We start from the raw sequence: 17,417 nt of genomic DNA, 5'->3' as shown, positions 1-17,417 counted from the left end.
TTCGGTCGCCCCGACCGCAACTAAGCGCGTCTGATTTTAATGAAACCGCGCCCCCCGGTACGCTTTTATTTACGAGCATTCAGTCCATTTCCCCGGCGATTTCCGCTTCCTGGCCGACAATCTGATATTTGCGCATTTTTTCCCATAGAACTTTGCGGCTGATGCCGAGGTAATTGGCGGTGTCCTGGCGGCGCCAGCCGTGCGCGTCGAGGGCTCCGATGATGCGGTTGCGTTCGGCCACTTCCTGCGGACTGCGCTCGTTGACGGGAATGACACCGTCGGAAAGCGAGGCGAAAATCCGGCCTATGCGTTCCCTATCCCAGGAGCGAAACTGCCGGACCATCACGCCGACGCGCTCGGCCACATTGCGCAGCTCGCGCACATTGCCCGGGAAACGCGTCCGGGCTACCAGCGCCTCCAGCCAGTCGGGCACGTCTTCCTGGTCGGAAAGTATTTGGCCGAGCATGGCCTTGAATATCGCGATTTTGTCGGCCGCGCCCCGCTCTTCCAGGTTCGGGACCTGCAGGTCGATGACCGCAAGCCGGTAATACAAGTCGGCGCGGAACAGCTCCTGGCGCACCAGCTCCCGCAGGTCGCGGTTGGTCGCGGCCACGAGCCGGAAGTCGACGGGAATTTCAGCGGTGGCCCCCAGGCGGGTCACGGTGTTTTGTTCCAGGACCCGTAGCAGCTTGACCTGCTGGTACAAGGGCAAATCGCCGATTTCGTCCAGGAACAGCGTCCCCTCGTTGGCTTGCTCGAAATAGCCCTTATGGGCAAAGGTCGCCCCCGTAAAAGCGCCCTTGGCGTGGCCAAAAAAATGGGACTCGAACAGGCCGTCGGGAATGGCGCCGCAGTTCACCGCCACGAAGGGTCCTTTGCCATAACGGTGATGCCCCTCGTGCAACAGCCGGGCGATGCGCTCCTTGCCGACGCCCGTCTCGCCCCGTATCAACACCGTGGAATCGCAATCGGCGTAAGCCTGCACCTCGGAAAGGAACGCCCGCATGCATGCGGAGGTAGCGATCAGCGGTTCAGAGGCCTTGGCGCGCGCGCCCTGCTCGCGCACCACGCCGGCGACCTTGAACACCAGCGAGCGTAGCTCCGCCGCCGTAAAGTCGGCCGGCAGGATATTCGAATACTCGGGCGGGTAAACGCGCGGGTCGGTGGTGCGCGCCTCGGCCGCCACCCAGATCACGGGCATGCCATGGCCGGCCTGCCAATCGCTTACGCTGAAATTCGGACGATCGATGACGGTGACCGATATGACAGCGACCGACAGCCGTGCACTGAGGATGTCGCGCGACACGACGATGTTGTCAGCGCGAATGACGTCCACGTCGAAATTAGCAAGCGCGCGCGCCACGCGCTCCGCGATGTCCGACTTGCCTTCCCAGACATAGACGTCCAGTTCCGGTACGAAAGCGGATCGGAGTTTCATGCCATGTCAGCCCTAAAAGAACGCCTCATCGTCATGCTCAATAAACGAGCCTGGCATTACCGCAGTTCACAGACAGCAACGAGACGTCGGTCTCCCCGAGGCCCAAGCCCAATACGTCGTTCAACAGGCCTTGCAGCAATGTACTGAGCGCATCCAACAGGGGAGACAGCACCTTCACGACCAGGCCAAGAATCGCCGTCACCGCCGAATCGCCGCTGAGCATGCTCTTGACGAACGGCACCTTGCATTGGTACAGCGCATCGGGCCCTCCCAGCCCGCACAGGCCGAGCACCACGTCGCCCAGCACCGCCCCCACCGTCGATAGCAGCTTCCCGACGAGTTGAAGCAAGCCCGTCAACACCGCTCCGCTAGCCCACGTATTGGCAAAGTTTTCCAGGGCCCGCCCCGACCAAGTCAGCTCGGCATTGATTTCGGAAAGCGAGCGTCCTCCAGGCTTGCTACCCAGCAGCCGCGTGGCCATCTCAGTCTTGGCTTGGTCGCTCGTCGCTCCCGACACGCCGGATGCGGCGGGCGCTCCCAGCACGTCGCCGAGCAATCCGTTGCCGACGGCCGAGGCGATGGTGTAGCCGAGCTGGGTGAGATCGATATTGTCGTCCGGGCTCACGGTCACGACCTGGGCCGCGTCCGGCGGCAACGGCGCGGTGAGCACCACGTCCGCCGAGCTGGAGGGCAGGATCGGCGCTTCGACCTTCGCCTGGACTGGCAGTAAGCCCAGCACGTCAAGCACTTTGTGTCGACCGACCAAGGATGTGCAAGCGTTGGTACTCGAGAAAAAATCGTCGCTCGCCGGCGTTCCCATGTTCGGAAAACTGCCTAGGCACAGGTTCGCCACCGCAGATTGCACGGACAAGCTCGCCTGCCGCTCCTGCAACGACGCCGAACACATGTCTTGCAGAACTCCGGTGGACTGTGCCACCTCCAGGATGATGGGCAAGTCAACCACGATCCCGAGCGAGTTCAGCAGCCCGCCCACCAACGGAACAGTGCTCGTGCCGACCCGCAGATACACCCGCACCTGAGCGCTGTTGGCGGAGGTGCCGATGCCGCCGATGGCGATGGTCGGCGGCTCGACGATCCGGATCTTGCCCCGCACGAGCCCGGCGACGTTGAGGTCGGGGATATCGATGAGGTTGTCCCCATTGGCGACGCTGATCGCCGTTCCGACCAAGTCGAGGACGTTCACGTTCGCGGTCAACGCAGCCATGGGATTGGGCGTGGTGATGTGGGCAAAGATGCCCGGCTCCGTCTGCGTGCCGAACAGCCTGACGGGGAGATCGAGCGGGCTATTCGAGGGGATGGCCCGCAATTCGGCCTCCAGCAGCTTGAGCGCGTCTAATTGCGCACCCGCCACATGCTCGAGGCTGAGCACGTCGATCATGGCGCCCAGCAGTTGCCCCAGCGTCAGGTTTTTCAGCGCCGCGGCTTCGCTCGGCGTGCCGACGTCCAGGATGGCGGTCGCCGGCAGGCCTAGCGCCTGGAGCAACCCCGCCGGCGTGAGACTGACGTTCGCCAGCCCGGCCGAGCTGAGCACGTCCAACCGGGAAGGCGAGACCCCGACGCTAGCAAGCAGGTTGTAAAGCAGGCTGCCAGGATACAGGCGGATCAATCGTGAGCCCACGGTGAACGAAGCCACGGCATCCTCGCGCGTAGCGATAGCCTCGGCCGTGATCGTGCGGTTGCCCAGGAAAGGCAGCAACGCCGGCGTAGACTGCGATATGACAACCTTGACGGCATTGAATCCGACCGAATTCTTCGGCGTGCCGAAGTACTTTTGCCCCCCCTTCCCTCCGTAGGATTCGGTAGGCGGTTCCATGGCCAGCACCGTGTTCTTGGCGGGATCGGGGTTCGGATCCCAGCGACCGCACACAGGTGCCGGCGACGACGACATGGTCAGCCCATACCGCTGCAGGTTGGCATTGGCATTGCCGATCGCCGCGGCCGTCGCGGCATCGCAGCTATCGGGGTCCAATTGCTGCGCGCCGGCCAGCGCCGCGAGGTCCGCCGTCTTCTGCAGCTCGCGTTTCATATAGAAGAGATGGCCGATATCCGCCGAAGCGAGCAGGATCACCGACACCAGCATCGCCCCCGCGGCCGCGATCAGCACCGATCCCCGCTGCCGGCGCAAGGGCTGCGGAAAACCGGATGGAAAAGAAGAAGACCGGCGCAAGAAAGTCATGGAACCTTCCTACTATTGCTTGGGCTGCGACGTCGTTTCGTAGAACTCAGGAATGGGATGCGAGAAGCTCTCGACGTAGCGCTTCCAGCTCGGCGCGGCCGTGGCGCCCAGCATGGGCAGGGCCTGCCCCGCCAGGCGGCCTTCGGCCTGGGCACGCAATATGGCCCGGGTCACGTCGCCGGTCGGGCGATTCTTGCCCGCCAGCGCCTCCTGTGTCGCGCTCGCCTGCGTCGCAGCACCAGCCTGTGGCACGGCGGCAGACGGTTGCGCCCCCGAGGCCGGCCGCGGGGCCGGCGCGGCAGCCGGAGCCGCCTCGACCGTCGTCACCCGCAGGTCGGGCGTTTGGGCCGATTGCGGCCGCTGCCCCGGGGAAGGCTGAGCGGATGCCGCGGGCGCGGCAGCCGGTCCAGGCACTTGGCGCACCACGGAAGACGCCGGCCGCGGCGCGGCCGGTGCCTGGGCCGCTCCCGCGCCGGCGGCCTGCCGCTGCGCAGCCTGCTGGCGGGCGGCGGCAGCCTGGCGCGCCTGTTCTTCGGCCTGGGCCTGGCGTGCCGCTTCCTGCATCCGTGCGCGCTGCTCGGGAGTGACCTGCATCATGGAGCCCGTCACCGGTGCATTGGACTGCCCATGCGCCACGGGCGCCGCCGTCATCACGGCCAGCATCAGGGAGTACGTCACGCGGCGCGGGGAGAATTGCCCGTGCAAGGATTGGCTGGTACGTTTCATGATCACCTTGGTTCCAGGTATTCGTCGTTAAAGATCCCGTTCGTCAGCCGTCCGGTGTCAGGGGGTGTCCGTGCTGAATCTATCGAGCATCGACTGCATGGGCACGCGCACGGGTGCCAGGTCGGATGGCAAACCGGCAGGCGCCGCCTGCATCGCCTCGGCGGGTGGCAATGCATCGGCCCCCCGCGCCGAAGGAGCTTGCATCGCCTTAGGCAGGCCGGGCGTGGCGACCGGGAGCGACACGCGCGCCATCTGGGGCGCGGTACTAGCCTCGACCGGCCGGACCACGCTCGATGCAGCAGCTGGGCCCGTGCGCGCGGCCACTGGCGCAGGAGCTCCTGAAGTTGACGCCGCCAACCGCATGCTTGCGTGCTCCTGCACGATGTCGCCCGCCATCTTGCGCACCGTCGCGCGGGCATCCGCCGAAAGCCCGGCCTTGTTCATGACGGTTTCTGCGCGCGCCGCGTCACCCGACACCAACATCAACAGCGCCAGGTTGCCGAGGATCTTCGGATTGTCCGGGGCCAACTCCGCGGCCTGCGCGAGCGGAAGGCGCGCACCGGCGACATCCCCACTGCGCAGCAAGGCATAGCCCAGATCACTCACGATCAATGCGTTGGTCGGATCGAGGCGAGCGGCCTCGCGCAGCGACGCAACGGCACCGGCATAGTCTCCGCGCCCGCCGGCAAGCAGCCCCAGCCCTTGGGCCGCCGCCGCGCCGACTTCCGTCTTGAGCAGCTTGCGATAAACCGCCGCGCTTTCTTCGGCCTGCCCGGCCTCGCGCAAGGCGTGCCCGCGCAACAGCTCGATATCGGGCGCGCTGCCGTGGCGCTGGACGAAGGCGTCGATATGCGCGAGCGACGCAAAATACAACCCCTTGCCTTGCATCTCGCGGATCAAGGAGAGATACATGCCGCGGCTGTTCGCCTCCGGCTCGTTGTTAGCCACCTGTTGGCGCAACAGCGCTTCGTCATTGAACTGGGGAGTCGAGACCCCATACCCCGACGGCGTCGAGCCACACCCCCCGAGCATGACGAGCAGGCTGGTCAACGCGGCAGTGCCGATGGGCCTGGATTTATTCACGTTCAACCTCCCACTCTCGCCAGGCTACGGAAAACCGCCAGGAAACCGGCGCCCCCCGTCACGATGATGAGCGCCGGCAGCAAGGTCAGCACCATGACCCCTGTCATCTTCACGGTGAGTTTCCCAATGCGCTCTTTCAGCTCCATGCGGCGCTGCTCCCTCAACCGCTCCGAGAACAGCTTGAGAGGTTCCTGCACAGCGCCACCGTGTTTGTCCACCTGCACGATCAAGCGCGCCAGGGCCGTCAGGTCTTCATTGCCGAAGCCCGTGGCCAGCCGTTGAAGCGACTGCTCCCGGGAGAGTCCACGCGCATACTGGTTGGTGGCGATCTCCAACTCCCCGCCCAATACCGGCAGGACGTTCCGGAACTCGGTGACGACGACATGCAGGCTCTGGTCGATGGACAGCCCCACGCCTTGCAGCAGGCGCAATAAATCGATCAACAGGGGCAGCTCCTCCTTCGCCTTGCGGACGCGGACAGAGGCGAAATAGCGCAGCGCCCACTTGGGCGCGAGATACCCCAGCGCAAAGCCCACGAACAGCGACAACATCGTGCTCAAGAAGCTGCCGTGCCCGAAGAGCCAGGTGATGACGGGAACCGCGACGACCAGCAGGGCGCGCGCAACGATGTAGAGCGCCCGCGCGCGGGCGGGATCGGAAAAGCCGCATCGATCGATCAGCTGCCTGTCTTCCGACTCCAGCAGCAGGCCGCCCAGGCGTCCTCGCTCCCACTTTTCCCCGAGCTCGGCCGCATTGTCGAACATGCTGCGGACCCGGTCCCGACGGGAAGGCGAGGCCACGCTGGCCAGCGCATCTTCCAGCCCCGGGTTGGCCCGTGCCGTGATGGCACTGTCCACGACCCGGCGGCTGCGATTCTGGCGCATGCCCCGCACGACGATGCCCAACCCCACCAGCAACGCCGCGGCGGCAAACAAGAGCAAGGAAGCGGCAGTCAGCAGTTGTGTAGACATAGCATCAAACCGATTTGGCCATGCGATAGAGCCAGAAGGAGCCGATCAATTGCAGGGCAAAGGCGCCCACCAGCATCTTCTGCCCGACCGGATCCGTCCACATGCCCATGAACATGTCGTTGTTGAAAACCAGGATGAATCCCGCCACGCCCGCGGGCAGCAGAGCCAGCACCCAGGCCGACAAGCGCACTTCCGCCGACAACGCATGCAACTCTTCCCGCGCCTGTTGCAAGTCGCGCATGAAAGCGGCCATCCGCTCGAGCACCTGGTCGCTGCGCCCGCCAAAACGCAATGCCACGCCGATCACGGCCGCAACCAGTTCGAGCTCGTAGAAACGATAGAGGCGCGCCGTGTGGACGAGCGCCGCGTCCAGTTCCATGCCCGCGCGGTTAAGCTGATTGGCACGCTCCAGGACTTCCAACAGCGGCGCCTCGACCGAAGGGACGGCCGTATGAAAAGCCGAACCGAGGCTATTGCCGATCGTGATGAGCCGGACCAATGCGTCGATGAATCCGGGCAATTGCCGCACCATCTTTTGGCGGCGCTTTTCTGCGCACCACCAGAGCTGGAACAGGGCAGCTACCAGCACCATGCCAAAAAGCACTGCCGCGGACACAGTGCCGCCCAGGAGTGCCGCCGACAGTGGCAACAGCACCAAGGCTGCGATCCAGGGAACAAAGAACTTGGGGCCCGGAACAATGCCCGCCCGCAGCATCATGTTCTGCAGGCGGCCATGGACCCCTTTCGGACGGACGGGCGGATAGAGCTCTTTGACGGTCTCGACCACGGCATGGCCCGCATCGAAACGATGGAGCTGCTCGTCCATGAACGCGCTCGCCGCCTGCTGCCTGCCGCGCTCGGCCGCACGCTGCCAAAGCCACAACCCCGCAGCCACCAACAGCAGCGCAACGCAGAGGATGACCAGAGCCTGTACCGACATCAACGCCCCCGAGACCAAAACCCGCCGCCGCTCGCAGGCGCTTCCGGAGCCGGCATCGGGCGCAATTGATCGCGATACTTCGCCAGCTTGGGCGTGTGCGGATGAATGCCCAACGAGACCCACCGGTCTTTTTCCTCGCCGTCGGGGCCGATGAAACTCTCGTGCCGGTACAACTCCTGGGTGGCAATGACGTTGTCGCCCATGCCGGTCACTTCAGAGATGGAAATAATGCGGCGCCGACCGTTGGAAAGACGACCGATCTGCACGATGAAATCGAGCGCGCTCGCGATCTGCCTGCGTAGGCTGTCCTCGCTGCCCTGGAAGCCCGCGAATCCGGCCAGCATCTCGATCCGGTACAGGCATTCCCGCGGAGAGTTGGCGTGGATCGTCGCCATCGAGCCTTCGTGGCCCGTATTCATGGCTTGCAGCATGTCCATGACTTCCGGCCCCCGCACTTCCCCCACCACGACCCGGTCCGGGCGCATGCGCAGGCTGTTGCGGATGAGGTCGCGGATGGTGACCTGCCCCGCCCCGTCAAACCCGCCCTGGCGCGCCTCGAGCCGCACCACGTGCGGATGGTTGAGCGACAGCTCGGCCGTGTCTTCGACGGTGACCACGCGTTCGGTCTCGGGAATGAAGAAAGCCAGCGCGTTCAGCAGCGATGTTTTGCCCGAACTGGTGCCTCCGGATACGAGGATGTTGCAGCGCTCGCGCACGGCGAAGCTGAGCAGGCGGTGGATTTCCTCGTTGAACGTACCGAGGGCGAGCAGGTCGGCAGGCTTGAGCGGGTCCTGGCGGAATTTCCGGATGGACACCATGGGGCCATCGACCGCGAGCGGCTCGATCACCACGTTCAATCGCCCGCCATCCGGCAAGCGCGCATCCACCATGGGGCACGACTCGTCCAGGCGCCGGCCGAGCGGCGCCAGGATGCGTCGCACGATGCGCAGCAGGTGCTGATTGTCGGTGAAACGCAAGGTTTCGCGCTGGAGCACGCCGCGACGCGAAACGAAAACGTTGTCATATCCGTTGATCAAGATGTCCTCGACCGAGGGATCGGCAAGGAGATCTTCCAGCGGCCCCAACCCGGCAAGCTCTTTGGTGAGCGATTCGGCAACCAGCCGCAGTTCGGTTTCGTTGATCGGCACGCGCCGCAAACGCACGAAACTGTCGACCTCCACGTTCACGAACTGCTGGATGGCTGCCCTCGACCAGCGCCCGAATTCTGCGCCGAGCTCCTCGATGCGGGACAACAGATGCTCGTGCGCCGCGGCCTTGATGTCCTGGAAGCGCTGGGTGTTGGCAAAGGCCGGACTATCGTCGGCAAACTCGATCGATGCCGTCATGATTACGTTCTCCGCATGCTAATGCGCTCGAATTCAGCCCCTCGGTTCATCGGGCCACCAGTCGCTTCTGCAGGCCCGGCAGCCATTTCGACAGCCATGTCGCACCAACGGGCGCGGGCTGGTCGTAGGCCCCCAGGGAATCCACCAGGAACTGCACCGCCCGGACGTACGGATCGCGGTCGGCCACATCGCACAGCAGCCGGCCTTGGTTGGTGCTGTTCATCAGGGCCAATACGCGGTCAGGCAAAGTGCCGAGCAGCCGCAAGTCGAACCGCTGGGCGATCTGGTCTCCGGTCATGCCATAACGCTCGTCGTAGCGGTTGACCACCAGGCGCAACTTGTCGCGGTCCACGTCCCGGCCGTCCAGGTCACGCAGCATGTCCGCCAGCGACACCAATGCGCCTACGGACTGGTCGGTTACCAGCCAGGCCTGGTCCGCCGCCCTGACGAGCCCGGCCACGAATTCGGGATTCGAAAAGCCGCCGACATCCGCCACGACCAAGCCAAAGTGCTGGCGCAACTTGTCCAGCAGGGCGAGCGAATCCGCATGGGAGACGGTCCGCATCTCGCTTAAGTCGCGCGGCAACGAGATCACTGCCACGCCGTGCGAACTGCGGGTGACCGCCGTATTCACCAGCGTCTCGTCCAGGCGACGCACGTTGCGCACGGCCTCGGCGAAGTGGAAGCTGCCCGACACGTTCAGATAAAGCTGTCCGTCCGCCACCGGCAGGCCAAGGTCGAGGAAGGCGACAGGGCCGCGCAAGCGGCGATTTTTCCCGGTTTCCTCGGAGTCGGCGCCTTGCGCCTGCACCTGCGCCATGGTGCAGAGGTGGGCTGCCAAGGTAGAGGCGCCTACGCCCGCGCGCACGCCGAGCAGCACCACCATTTGCCCGCGCCCGGGCAGGGTGCTCACGGTATTGGAATGCAGCACGCGACGGACAATGTCGCGCACTTCGCCCTCGTTGACGGGATCGATGAAGTCGCTCACGCCCGCGCGCAACGCCGCGACGGCGCCTTGCGGGCGCATCATGCTTCCGACCGCGACCACGGGCAGCGCGGGTGCGATGCGCGCCAACGTGCGCGCGAGCTCCGAGGCATGCGCGAGCTTGCCGGGCTCGCTGTCATCGGCGCCGAAATCCAGCAGCACCATCTGCGGCGCCAACTCCGCCAGGCGCGCCGACAGCCGGTCTGGCATGACGTCCTCCTGGACGACCACGCCGTCGTGGCGCAACACGGCAGCGAGCCGCTGCGCCAAGCTGCTATCGCCGGTAAAGAACAGGAAACGGCGTGTATCCAAGAGACTCGCCAACTCCTTGCTCGGGGCGTTCATAACTCACTCCTGCTGATACTCGCCGCCTCACTTGGAGAAGCCGGGCAACTCGTCGTTGCTCGCTACGCCCAGGAGAAAATGCCCCCATGCATTGGTGGGGGTGTCGCGCTTTTCGTTCTCCCCCGGCATGGGAAGCTTTACTCCCCGCGCCATGGGCTTGACCAGATGCGGCGTCACGACGATCAGCAATTCCTTTTCTTTCTGCGTGTAGGACATGTTCCGGAAGAACGTGCCGATGATGGGCAGGTCGCCCAGGAACGGCAGCTTGTCCAGGTTGGATACGGTCGAACGTGACACCAGCCCGCCGATGACAAAGCTTTCGCCATCGCCCAGCTCGACGGTCGTATCCGCGCGGCGCGTGATGATCGCGGGAATCTGGATGTTGTTGACCGTGACCCCGTTGCTCCAGTCCAGGTCGCTGGCCTCGGGCGCGACCTTGAGCGCAATGCGGTCTTTCGACAATACCGTGGGCGTCAAGGTCAGCCCGATGCCGAACGGCTTATAGGTGACCGTGGTCGTACCCAGGCCTCCGGATTGGGGGACCGGCAGTTCCCCGCCTGCGAGGAACTTGGCGCTCTGGCCGGACAGCGCGGTCAAGGTCGGTTCGGCCAGCACGCGCGCGAGTCCGTTGCTTTCGAGCAGGCGCAGATTGGTATCGAGCAGGAAATTGCCGCGGCTCAATCCCAGCGTCAGGTCAAACGCCTTGCCGGTGGGGGCCAGGTCGCTCGCCAACCCGAAACTGAAACTGCCCCGGCGATTGAATGCCGAAAAATTGAACCCGGCCTCCTTCAGCACTTGCCGGCTGAATTCAACGACCTTGACCTCCACCTGGACCACGCCGCCCGTCTCGATGGTGGAAGCGTCGAACACGTTATCGTTTCCGACCGCATCGGCGGCGGAAGCCAGAGAGCGCCGGTGCGCAAGCAAGGAAGGCGCTTGGCCGTTCAGCACTGCGGCATCCCCGTACACCTGGGCCTTGGCGCCATCGCCTTCGCCTACCAGCGTGGCCAGGTCACCGGTCACGCGCACCAGGTAAGCCTGCGGCGACGCTTCGCCGCGTTGCCAGACCGACACCATGGTGGTGCCGGGCTTCTTGCCGACGACCAGCACCCCGCCCTTGCGATTGCCGCTGCCTTTCTCGATTACGACATCGGCCACATCCGGATCCACGACCGCGACGCGTTCGAGGTTGCCGGGAATGGTCAATTGGTACTGATCGCGCACCGCCACCGATATCTGGCGCGGGCCGGCCTCGTCGGCCGCCCCCGCCGGAATGGCGAACGACAACGTCAATGCCATGGCCAGGGGTGCCAGACGCCGAACGAAACCTTGATGACTTATCTTCATTGACGCTCTACCCGTTAAAACCCGACGACTTCCCGCTTGGTGCCACGCACCACTTCCACCGTATTGGCCGGCGCCCTGGGCGCAGCCGCCGGTTGCCGTGGGCGAGCCGCCGGCACCGGGCGCTTGGCCGTCTCGCCCGACAAGCCGGCAAGCTCCAGGCCCGCATAGGCTTGGTTCTCCGCCTTTTCCAAGGCCTCGCGCTGTTCTTTGGTGAGGCCAGGCTTGGCGGCCAACACCGGGGGCGGCTCGGGGAAGAGGCTGACATCCGGCGCCGTTTCGTCGGTCGGGTGGCGCAGCACGAGCTGCAGCTTGCCATTCTGCGTAGCCAGGAGGAGTCGGTTGACATCGGCGGTGGGCACCGCGAGCACCGCGGTTTTCGCAGGCGCGGGCGGATTATTGCTGCGCGCCACGACAATGCCGTTGTCCTGCTGGACATCCCCACCTGCCGACGCCGAACCGTAGGTCAACACGCGCAGCCGGGACAACAGCAGGCGGGCCTGCGTCTTGGTGATGTCCTGCCCCTGCCCCTGCTTGAGGGTGAAGAAGACGTCGACGAAATCGCCGGGCGACACGCGATTCCCCGCGCCCACGACTTCATCCACCGGCACGGCCACCGCGCGCTCGCCCTCATTGAGCAGCAAGGTCAAGCCCTTGACGAGGCTGCTTTCCGTGACGGGCGTCCCGGGGCCGATGTCGAATTTGGGAATCTTGCCCGCCAAGGCCGAAACGTCCCGATAGCTACCCGCCGGATCAATGGGCAACTCGACGACCTTGAGCGCGGCCGCATCGATGGGCACCCCGCCAGGCAACAGCTTGTCTGCCACGACCACGGGCGTCTTCTTTTCCGACAACGGCACGGGCTCGCTCGCCGGCTTGGCCGGCTCGGGTGGCGGCTTGGTCGCCAAAATGAAGGCATAGCCTCCCAACAGCACCGCCAGCAGCACCAACATGGCAGCAACGATTTTGGTCACGGTGTTCATCAGCTCGTCGCCTCGATACTCAAAAAAAACGCATGAGTCAGACCCGGTTAGGTGCCCGACGGATTCTTACCCAACTGCACGGTCGCCACGGCGGACAAATGCTCCGGCAGCCACGCCGACCCACCCCCGAACAGGGCTTCTAGCCAACGCCCCAAGGGCAATATTTCGGGCATCAACGGATACTTGTAGTAGTCCGAATACGTCACCACCACCGATGCGCATTGCAAATTGGCGGCGTAGGTACACGCCTGCGGCGGCCGCAGCTCGCAGAGCACGGGCCCCTGCCCCAATGCCGCGCGATGGCGCGTCAGCCACTCGACCGAATTGGCCACGGCGCCACAAGCCTCGGCCTGCGAAGGAATGCGGTTGGGCGAGACCAGGGAGGACTGGAGCGCTGCCCGGGCCCCTTCCTCCGCCCCCCGCGACAAAGCCTGCTGGGCGACGAACATGCCGCCGTAGCTGACGATGCCGAACAAAATCACCAGGAAAAGCACGCAGACGAGAGAAAACTCCAGGGCCGCGATGCCCGATTGCGCCCGACGAACGGCCCAGGAAACATAAGCAAGCTTCACGCGCCGCCCCCCCCCGCAGCGAGGCGCAAGACAGCCGGATCTATCGTCACGCTGGCCGCACCCCGGATCGTGTCCGGGATCAACAACGCGGTACCCGGCAACGAGGGAGCGAGCGGATTGGCGCCATAGGCGTAACTCACCGTCACGCTGACCGAGCATTGTTCGGCCAGTGCGGTGCCACAGGCCACGGAACCTGCCCCCCCACCGCCGCCCAAGGCGATGGAGCAGCGTTGCGAGGTATCGATGGAACCGTCCGCGGCACGGCACGGCCCCTGTATCGCAGCGCTGCACACGGGTGCGACGCCACCTGCGGTGCCGCTGCTCGCCAGCCACGAGGCGCGCTCCTTGGCCACGTCGCAACCATGCTCCAACTGGCCGAGCAGCTGCTGCTCGGTGCTGAAACCGCCCCCCGCCGGTTGGAAATAACGCAAGCTGGCGCGGGCGCCGTCCTCGGCGGCCAACGTGAGCGACTGCTGCACCGTAAAGATGAGGCCAAAGCTCAGCACGCCATAAAACAGCACGAAGAAAACCGGGAACACGAGCGCGAACTCCAGCGCGTAGGCGCCACGCTGCAAGCGCTGCGCGGTCGCGCGCGCGACATGTGCGCAATCGACCGGTCTGTCAGTTTCCACTGCGTCCTCGCGTCCGTACTCAATCCACAAACTTTCATCGCCCCAACACGACAACCACCGCCGCGACAGCGAGGTAGGCTGCATAGGGAATCCCCCGGCGCCCGGCGCGCAGGGCCGAGACCCACTGGCCCGCCCGACGCAGGACTGGAATCCGGGACACAGCGCCTTGTACGGGGGCGAGCTGCAACATCACCCATTCGCCGGTCAGCCCGCTCCTGACGCAATACGCCGCCAAGGCATGTATCCCCGCCAACACGCTGCCGCCCAACCACACCGGCACCAAACCCGGCAAGCCCAGCCAAAATCCCAAGACGGCAAAAAACTTGACGTCACCCGCACCCATCACGCGAAACACATAAAACGGGAGGAACAATGCCAAGCCAGCGAAAAAACCTAAAAATGCCGTTGACCACTGCTGGGCAAAAACCGAAGCTTCGTGCCCAGCAGTGGCCAACACCAGAACATTGCCAGCAATGCCCACCACCAACAGCCAGTTGAATACCCTGCGGAAAAGCAAGTCGCCCAATGCTACTGCTCCGCAAAATAACAAGAAGAAGAAATCCACTGGCGAAAAAAAATGCATTGCTAGCAAGTTTACCTATCAGGCACTAGGTTTTTCTCCTTTCACCCCGGAGCTGATCTTTCCAAACATCTTGTTCAAATCATCACCCAGGGTATACAGAGCTCCAACGATCGCCACAGCGATCAAACCAGCGATCAAACCATATTCGATGGCGGTAGCACCATCTTCTTCTTTCAAGAACTTGATTATTTGCTTCATTTTTTTACCTCCGCTGCTGAAAAACTCAAACAAAACCGGCTTTGCTGGCGCCGATTTACCTGGAAAGAAAGAAACTATATCGATAGCGCCCTCCCACCCAAAATCGACAGACCAAATCTGCCTTAGTTATTCCACTCTTGCTGGCTCTGCCTCGAGTGAATCAAATGGTCCACCCGATGGGCAACATTGGTCCGCACGGTTTCCGAGCTGCGGTGCATTTCAATGCGCATGACGATTAAGGTGACCACGGAAATCAGGAAGACGGCATAAGGCAGGACACTTCCATCCAGCGCCCAACCAGAGAAAACCCGTGGAGTCGAACAAATAATGGCTCCCGCGGCTGCGCCCGTGTAGTGCATGCCGCAAACGGCCACCGCCATCAATACGGCAGCAACGATGCGTTGGAGCTCTCCGGTCAGGTTGAAGGCCAGCCAAATCGAAGCGGTAGCGGCCACGATGGCGATCACGACCGAGAGGCCCACCAAACCCGCATGCCAATCGAAGAAGGCATCCATGCGCATGGATGCCATGCCCAAATAATGCATACCCGCCACGCCGATACCGGCCAAGACCCCCGCCGTCAGGCATCGCACCATGGAAAACCGGGTACTGCCCACATACCAAAGTGCTGCAGCGGCCAACCCGATAGCCACGAGCAAACTGAGGAAATTCATCCAGATTCCGTAGGCCACCCCGAGCGGAATGATTTGCGCGAGCATGCCGATAAAATGCATGCTCCACGTTCCGACCCCCCCTAGCGCAATGCCTGCCACGGCCACGTAACCTCCGCTAACCCGCCCTTCAATCGTACGGATCCTGCCGGCGGCCATCAGGGCAACATACGCGCCCAATACGGATATGACGAACGACAGGGTTACCAAGCCGATATCAAACCGCAATGGGAGAATATCTCCGGGCTGCATGGTTTTCTCTTTCTGTAGCGCTTGGTTACGTACACCGTAACGGCATGAATCCAAGCTTGTCAATATCCAAGTTCTTCAAAATTCGTGCACGCTGGACTTATCTCAAGAAAAACACGCACTTACAGCTTTTTCTCTCTGGCATGCTGCTCGCATGAAAACAATGAGAATCATTCGATAATCGCAAACTTGCGATTATTCTTTTTCACTGAAAATCAACCTCTTTACGCAACATCAGTATCTAACCGTAACGTCCTACAAACGTCCCACTGCGGAAAAAAAGGCGAGATTTTTTTCCAGATGCTTCTCCCATCCCTCCTCTATGGCACACTTCCGCAATTCTTCTTCCTCTCCATTCGTCTTCGTTCCCCAATGACTTCGCTATCGTCCGGCAGCGCTTCCCTCCCAAGACTGTTTTCCGCCGTCGTACTGGCTTGGAGTTGGATACCCATGCCTGCCCAGTCGGCGGACAGCCCGTTGCGGGGGAACCCTGCGGAGACGCTGCCGCCCGTGGCTGCCCCGGCTCCAAGGCAGGCCCCGCAGGTTGCCATACCGGCGCCGGCGCAGAACGAGGCGTTGCGCGCCGTGTTGTCGGCGCGGCTCATTCCCACGCAGTTCGACGTGTCGGGCGTCACGGCGATCGACTTCCAGAAAGTCGTCGACCTGCTGGAACCGCTGGCGGGGAAAGAAATCACCATCGGAGAGTTGATCCAGCGCACCGACGCGATCACGCAGCTGTACCGAGACGCAGGCTACGCGCTTTCCTTTGCGCTGATTCAAGCCCAGGATTTCGCGGGCGGCTTGGTAAAGGTGACGGTGGTCGAAGGCTATGTGGGAAGCACGCGCATAGAGGGGGATGCGGGAGCGGGTCTCACCAAGCTTCGCGACTATGCGGCCCGCATCGAGGCCGAACGCCCACTGACTGCAGCGACCCTGGAGCGATACCTGAACCTGATGACGACCGTTCCCGGGGTCACGGTCAAGCCGCAGTTGAGCCTGCCCAAGCGAGCCGACGGTGCGACGGAACTCGTCTTGAACGTCAGCCACAAGAACTTCCGGCTGGACACGGGCATCGGCAACCTGGGCACGGGCGTGCACGCAATGCTGACCGCGACGGCTAGCAGCCTCACGCCTTTAGCCGAAGAAATCCAGGTTTCGACTGCCGTGCCCCGCGGCAGCGATCATCTCGAGTACTACGCGGCCAACGTCACCGTTCCCATCGGCAGCGACGGCATGACGGTGCGCGCGGATGCGTTCAGCTACGCCGCGAATCCAGAGAACGACAGCCTCAACGCACAAAACATCGATCGCCACGTGCGCAATCAACGCGTCGGCGTGAGCGTGAACTATCCCTTCATTCTCCGGAACCGCGAATCGTTGACAGGGTCCGCGGGGTTCTACGCGTCGCGCAACAACGATACGTATAGCAGTCGCATCACCGGCAACCAGGTTGCGCTGACTAATCACTTGCGCGTGGTACGTGGCGAACTCACCTACGCACAGGCGAGCGATACGCAATCGCGCCGAATCTCGGCCGCCATCCACAAAGGCATCGATGGCCTCGGCGCGGAACAAAGCGCGAACAGCACGTATGACCTGGACTTTACGCGCTACACGTTGTCGGTCAACCAGAATTTCGCGCTCCCCGGCCAGTTCGGCCTGTCACTCGCGGCATTGGGGCAATACAGCTCCGACTCCCTGCCCACGACCGAACAGGTCACGTTCGGCGGCTTGCGTTTCGGCCGGGGATATCCGGCCGGCGAATTGGGCGGGGACAAGGGCTACGGCTTGTCCATTGAATTGAACCGCCGCTTCGGCGTCGGCCTCCCCTACCTGCACAGCATCACGCCTTACGTCGCGGCCGACTATGCGCACGCCAGCCTGAACGACAAGCGCTACACGCTGCTGACGGACAAACTGACTTCCGTTGCGCTGGGCCTGCGCATCACCGACCAACGCCATTACGCCCTCGACGTGAACGTCGCGAAACCGGTGGGCGACAAACCGGTCAATAGCAGCGGACGCCCCATCCGCGTAAACGCCAACTACTCCTTCCGTTTCGACTGAGCACGTCGCTTCGTTACGTAACACCCCCTCACATGCTACGTAACGAAGACCCTTCTCTGCAGGCTGCACGCCCCCTTCTCCAAGGGA

General features: G+C 63.4%; 16 protein-coding genes. 1 reads left to right on the top strand and 15 read right to left on the bottom strand.

Annotated elements, in window-relative coordinates; genetic code table 11:
* Positions 1-79: 79 nt before the first annotated feature.
* From Q0319_RS07675 to Q0319_RS07605, 15 genes are all read right to left on the bottom strand, one after another.
* Complete coding sequence (locus Q0319_RS07675) at positions 80-1,438, bottom strand: sigma-54 dependent transcriptional regulator (protein WP_296468854.1); 1,359 nt, start codon at positions 1,436-1,438, stop codon at positions 80-82.
* 37 nt (positions 1,439-1,475) lie between these two features.
* Positions 1,476-3,635: a TadG family pilus assembly protein gene (locus Q0319_RS07670; RefSeq protein WP_299451643.1), complete on the bottom strand. Its 2,160-nt coding sequence runs from the start codon at positions 3,633-3,635 to the stop codon at positions 1,476-1,478.
* Positions 3,636-3,647: 12 nt separating this feature from the next.
* Positions 3,648-4,361: a DUF3613 domain-containing protein gene (locus Q0319_RS07665; protein WP_299451641.1), complete on the bottom strand. Its 714-nt coding sequence runs from the start codon at positions 4,359-4,361 to the stop codon at positions 3,648-3,650.
* A gap of 57 nt (positions 4,362-4,418) precedes the next feature.
* Positions 4,419-5,444, bottom strand: a complete 1,026-nt coding sequence (locus Q0319_RS07660; RefSeq protein WP_296468849.1) for a tetratricopeptide repeat protein — start codon at positions 5,442-5,444, stop codon at positions 4,419-4,421.
* 2 nt (positions 5,445-5,446) lie between these two features.
* A complete protein-coding gene (locus Q0319_RS07655; protein ID WP_296468847.1) occupies positions 5,447-6,415 on the bottom strand; it encodes a type II secretion system F family protein in 969 nt (322 codons plus the stop codon).
* A gap of 4 nt (positions 6,416-6,419) precedes the next feature.
* Positions 6,420-7,355: a type II secretion system F family protein gene (locus Q0319_RS07650; protein WP_299451638.1), complete on the bottom strand. Its 936-nt coding sequence runs from the start codon at positions 7,353-7,355 to the stop codon at positions 6,420-6,422.
* Entirely contained in the window at positions 7,355-8,701 is a 1,347-nt protein-coding gene (locus tag Q0319_RS07645) for a CpaF family protein (protein WP_299451636.1), read from the bottom strand. Before Q0319_RS07645 ends, Q0319_RS07650 begins: the two co-directional genes overlap by 1 nt.
* A gap of 46 nt (positions 8,702-8,747) precedes the next feature.
* Positions 8,748-10,031 (bottom strand): pilus assembly protein CpaE, encoded by a 1,284-nt coding sequence (locus tag Q0319_RS07640; RefSeq protein ID WP_296469680.1) that lies wholly within the window; start codon positions 10,029-10,031, stop codon positions 8,748-8,750.
* A 27-nt stretch (positions 10,032-10,058) separates the two neighbouring features.
* Entirely contained in the window at positions 10,059-11,330 is a 1,272-nt protein-coding gene (locus tag Q0319_RS07635; RefSeq protein ID WP_296469682.1) for a type II and III secretion system protein family protein, read from the bottom strand.
* A gap of 62 nt (positions 11,331-11,392) precedes the next feature.
* Positions 11,393-12,358, bottom strand: a complete 966-nt coding sequence (gene cpaB / locus Q0319_RS07630; RefSeq protein WP_299451633.1) for a Flp pilus assembly protein CpaB — start codon at positions 12,356-12,358, stop codon at positions 11,393-11,395.
* 47 nt (positions 12,359-12,405) lie between these two features.
* A complete protein-coding gene (locus Q0319_RS07625; protein ID WP_296469686.1) occupies positions 12,406-12,930 on the bottom strand; it encodes a TadE/TadG family type IV pilus assembly protein in 525 nt (174 codons plus the stop codon).
* Positions 12,927-13,562 (bottom strand): TadE/TadG family type IV pilus assembly protein, encoded by a 636-nt coding sequence (locus Q0319_RS07620; RefSeq protein ID WP_299451632.1) that lies wholly within the window; start codon positions 13,560-13,562, stop codon positions 12,927-12,929. The genes Q0319_RS07625 and Q0319_RS07620 overlap by 4 nt, the downstream gene beginning before the upstream one ends.
* A 34-nt stretch (positions 13,563-13,596) precedes the next feature.
* Positions 13,597-14,145 carry a prepilin peptidase gene (locus tag Q0319_RS07615; RefSeq protein ID WP_299451631.1) on the bottom strand — a complete coding sequence of 183 codons (549 nt, stop codon included), beginning with the start codon at positions 14,143-14,145 and terminating at the stop codon, positions 13,597-13,599.
* 18 nt (positions 14,146-14,163) lie between these two features.
* Entirely contained in the window at positions 14,164-14,343 is a 180-nt protein-coding gene (locus Q0319_RS07610; RefSeq protein WP_299451629.1) for a Flp family type IVb pilin, read from the bottom strand.
* A gap of 122 nt (positions 14,344-14,465) precedes the next feature.
* The gene (locus Q0319_RS07605) at positions 14,466-15,320 is read right to left on the bottom strand and encodes an MHYT domain-containing protein (RefSeq protein ID WP_299451627.1); all 855 of its coding nucleotides are present in this window, start codon (positions 15,318-15,320) and stop codon (positions 14,466-14,468) included.
* A gap of 393 nt (positions 15,321-15,713) precedes the next feature.
* Between Q0319_RS07605 and Q0319_RS07600 the strand changes: the two genes are divergently transcribed.
* A complete protein-coding gene (locus Q0319_RS07600; protein WP_299451625.1) occupies positions 15,714-17,330 on the top strand; it encodes a ShlB/FhaC/HecB family hemolysin secretion/activation protein in 1,617 nt (538 codons plus the stop codon).
* Positions 17,331-17,417 lie beyond the last annotated feature (87 nt).

The sequence above is a fragment of the uncultured Pigmentiphaga sp. genome, from assembly GCF_937950555.1.
Classification (GTDB): Bacteria; Pseudomonadota; Gammaproteobacteria; order Burkholderiales; family Burkholderiaceae_B; genus Pigmentiphaga.
The sequence above is the reverse complement of the archived record's forward strand: the minus strand, read 5'-3'. Positions and strand labels throughout refer to the sequence as shown.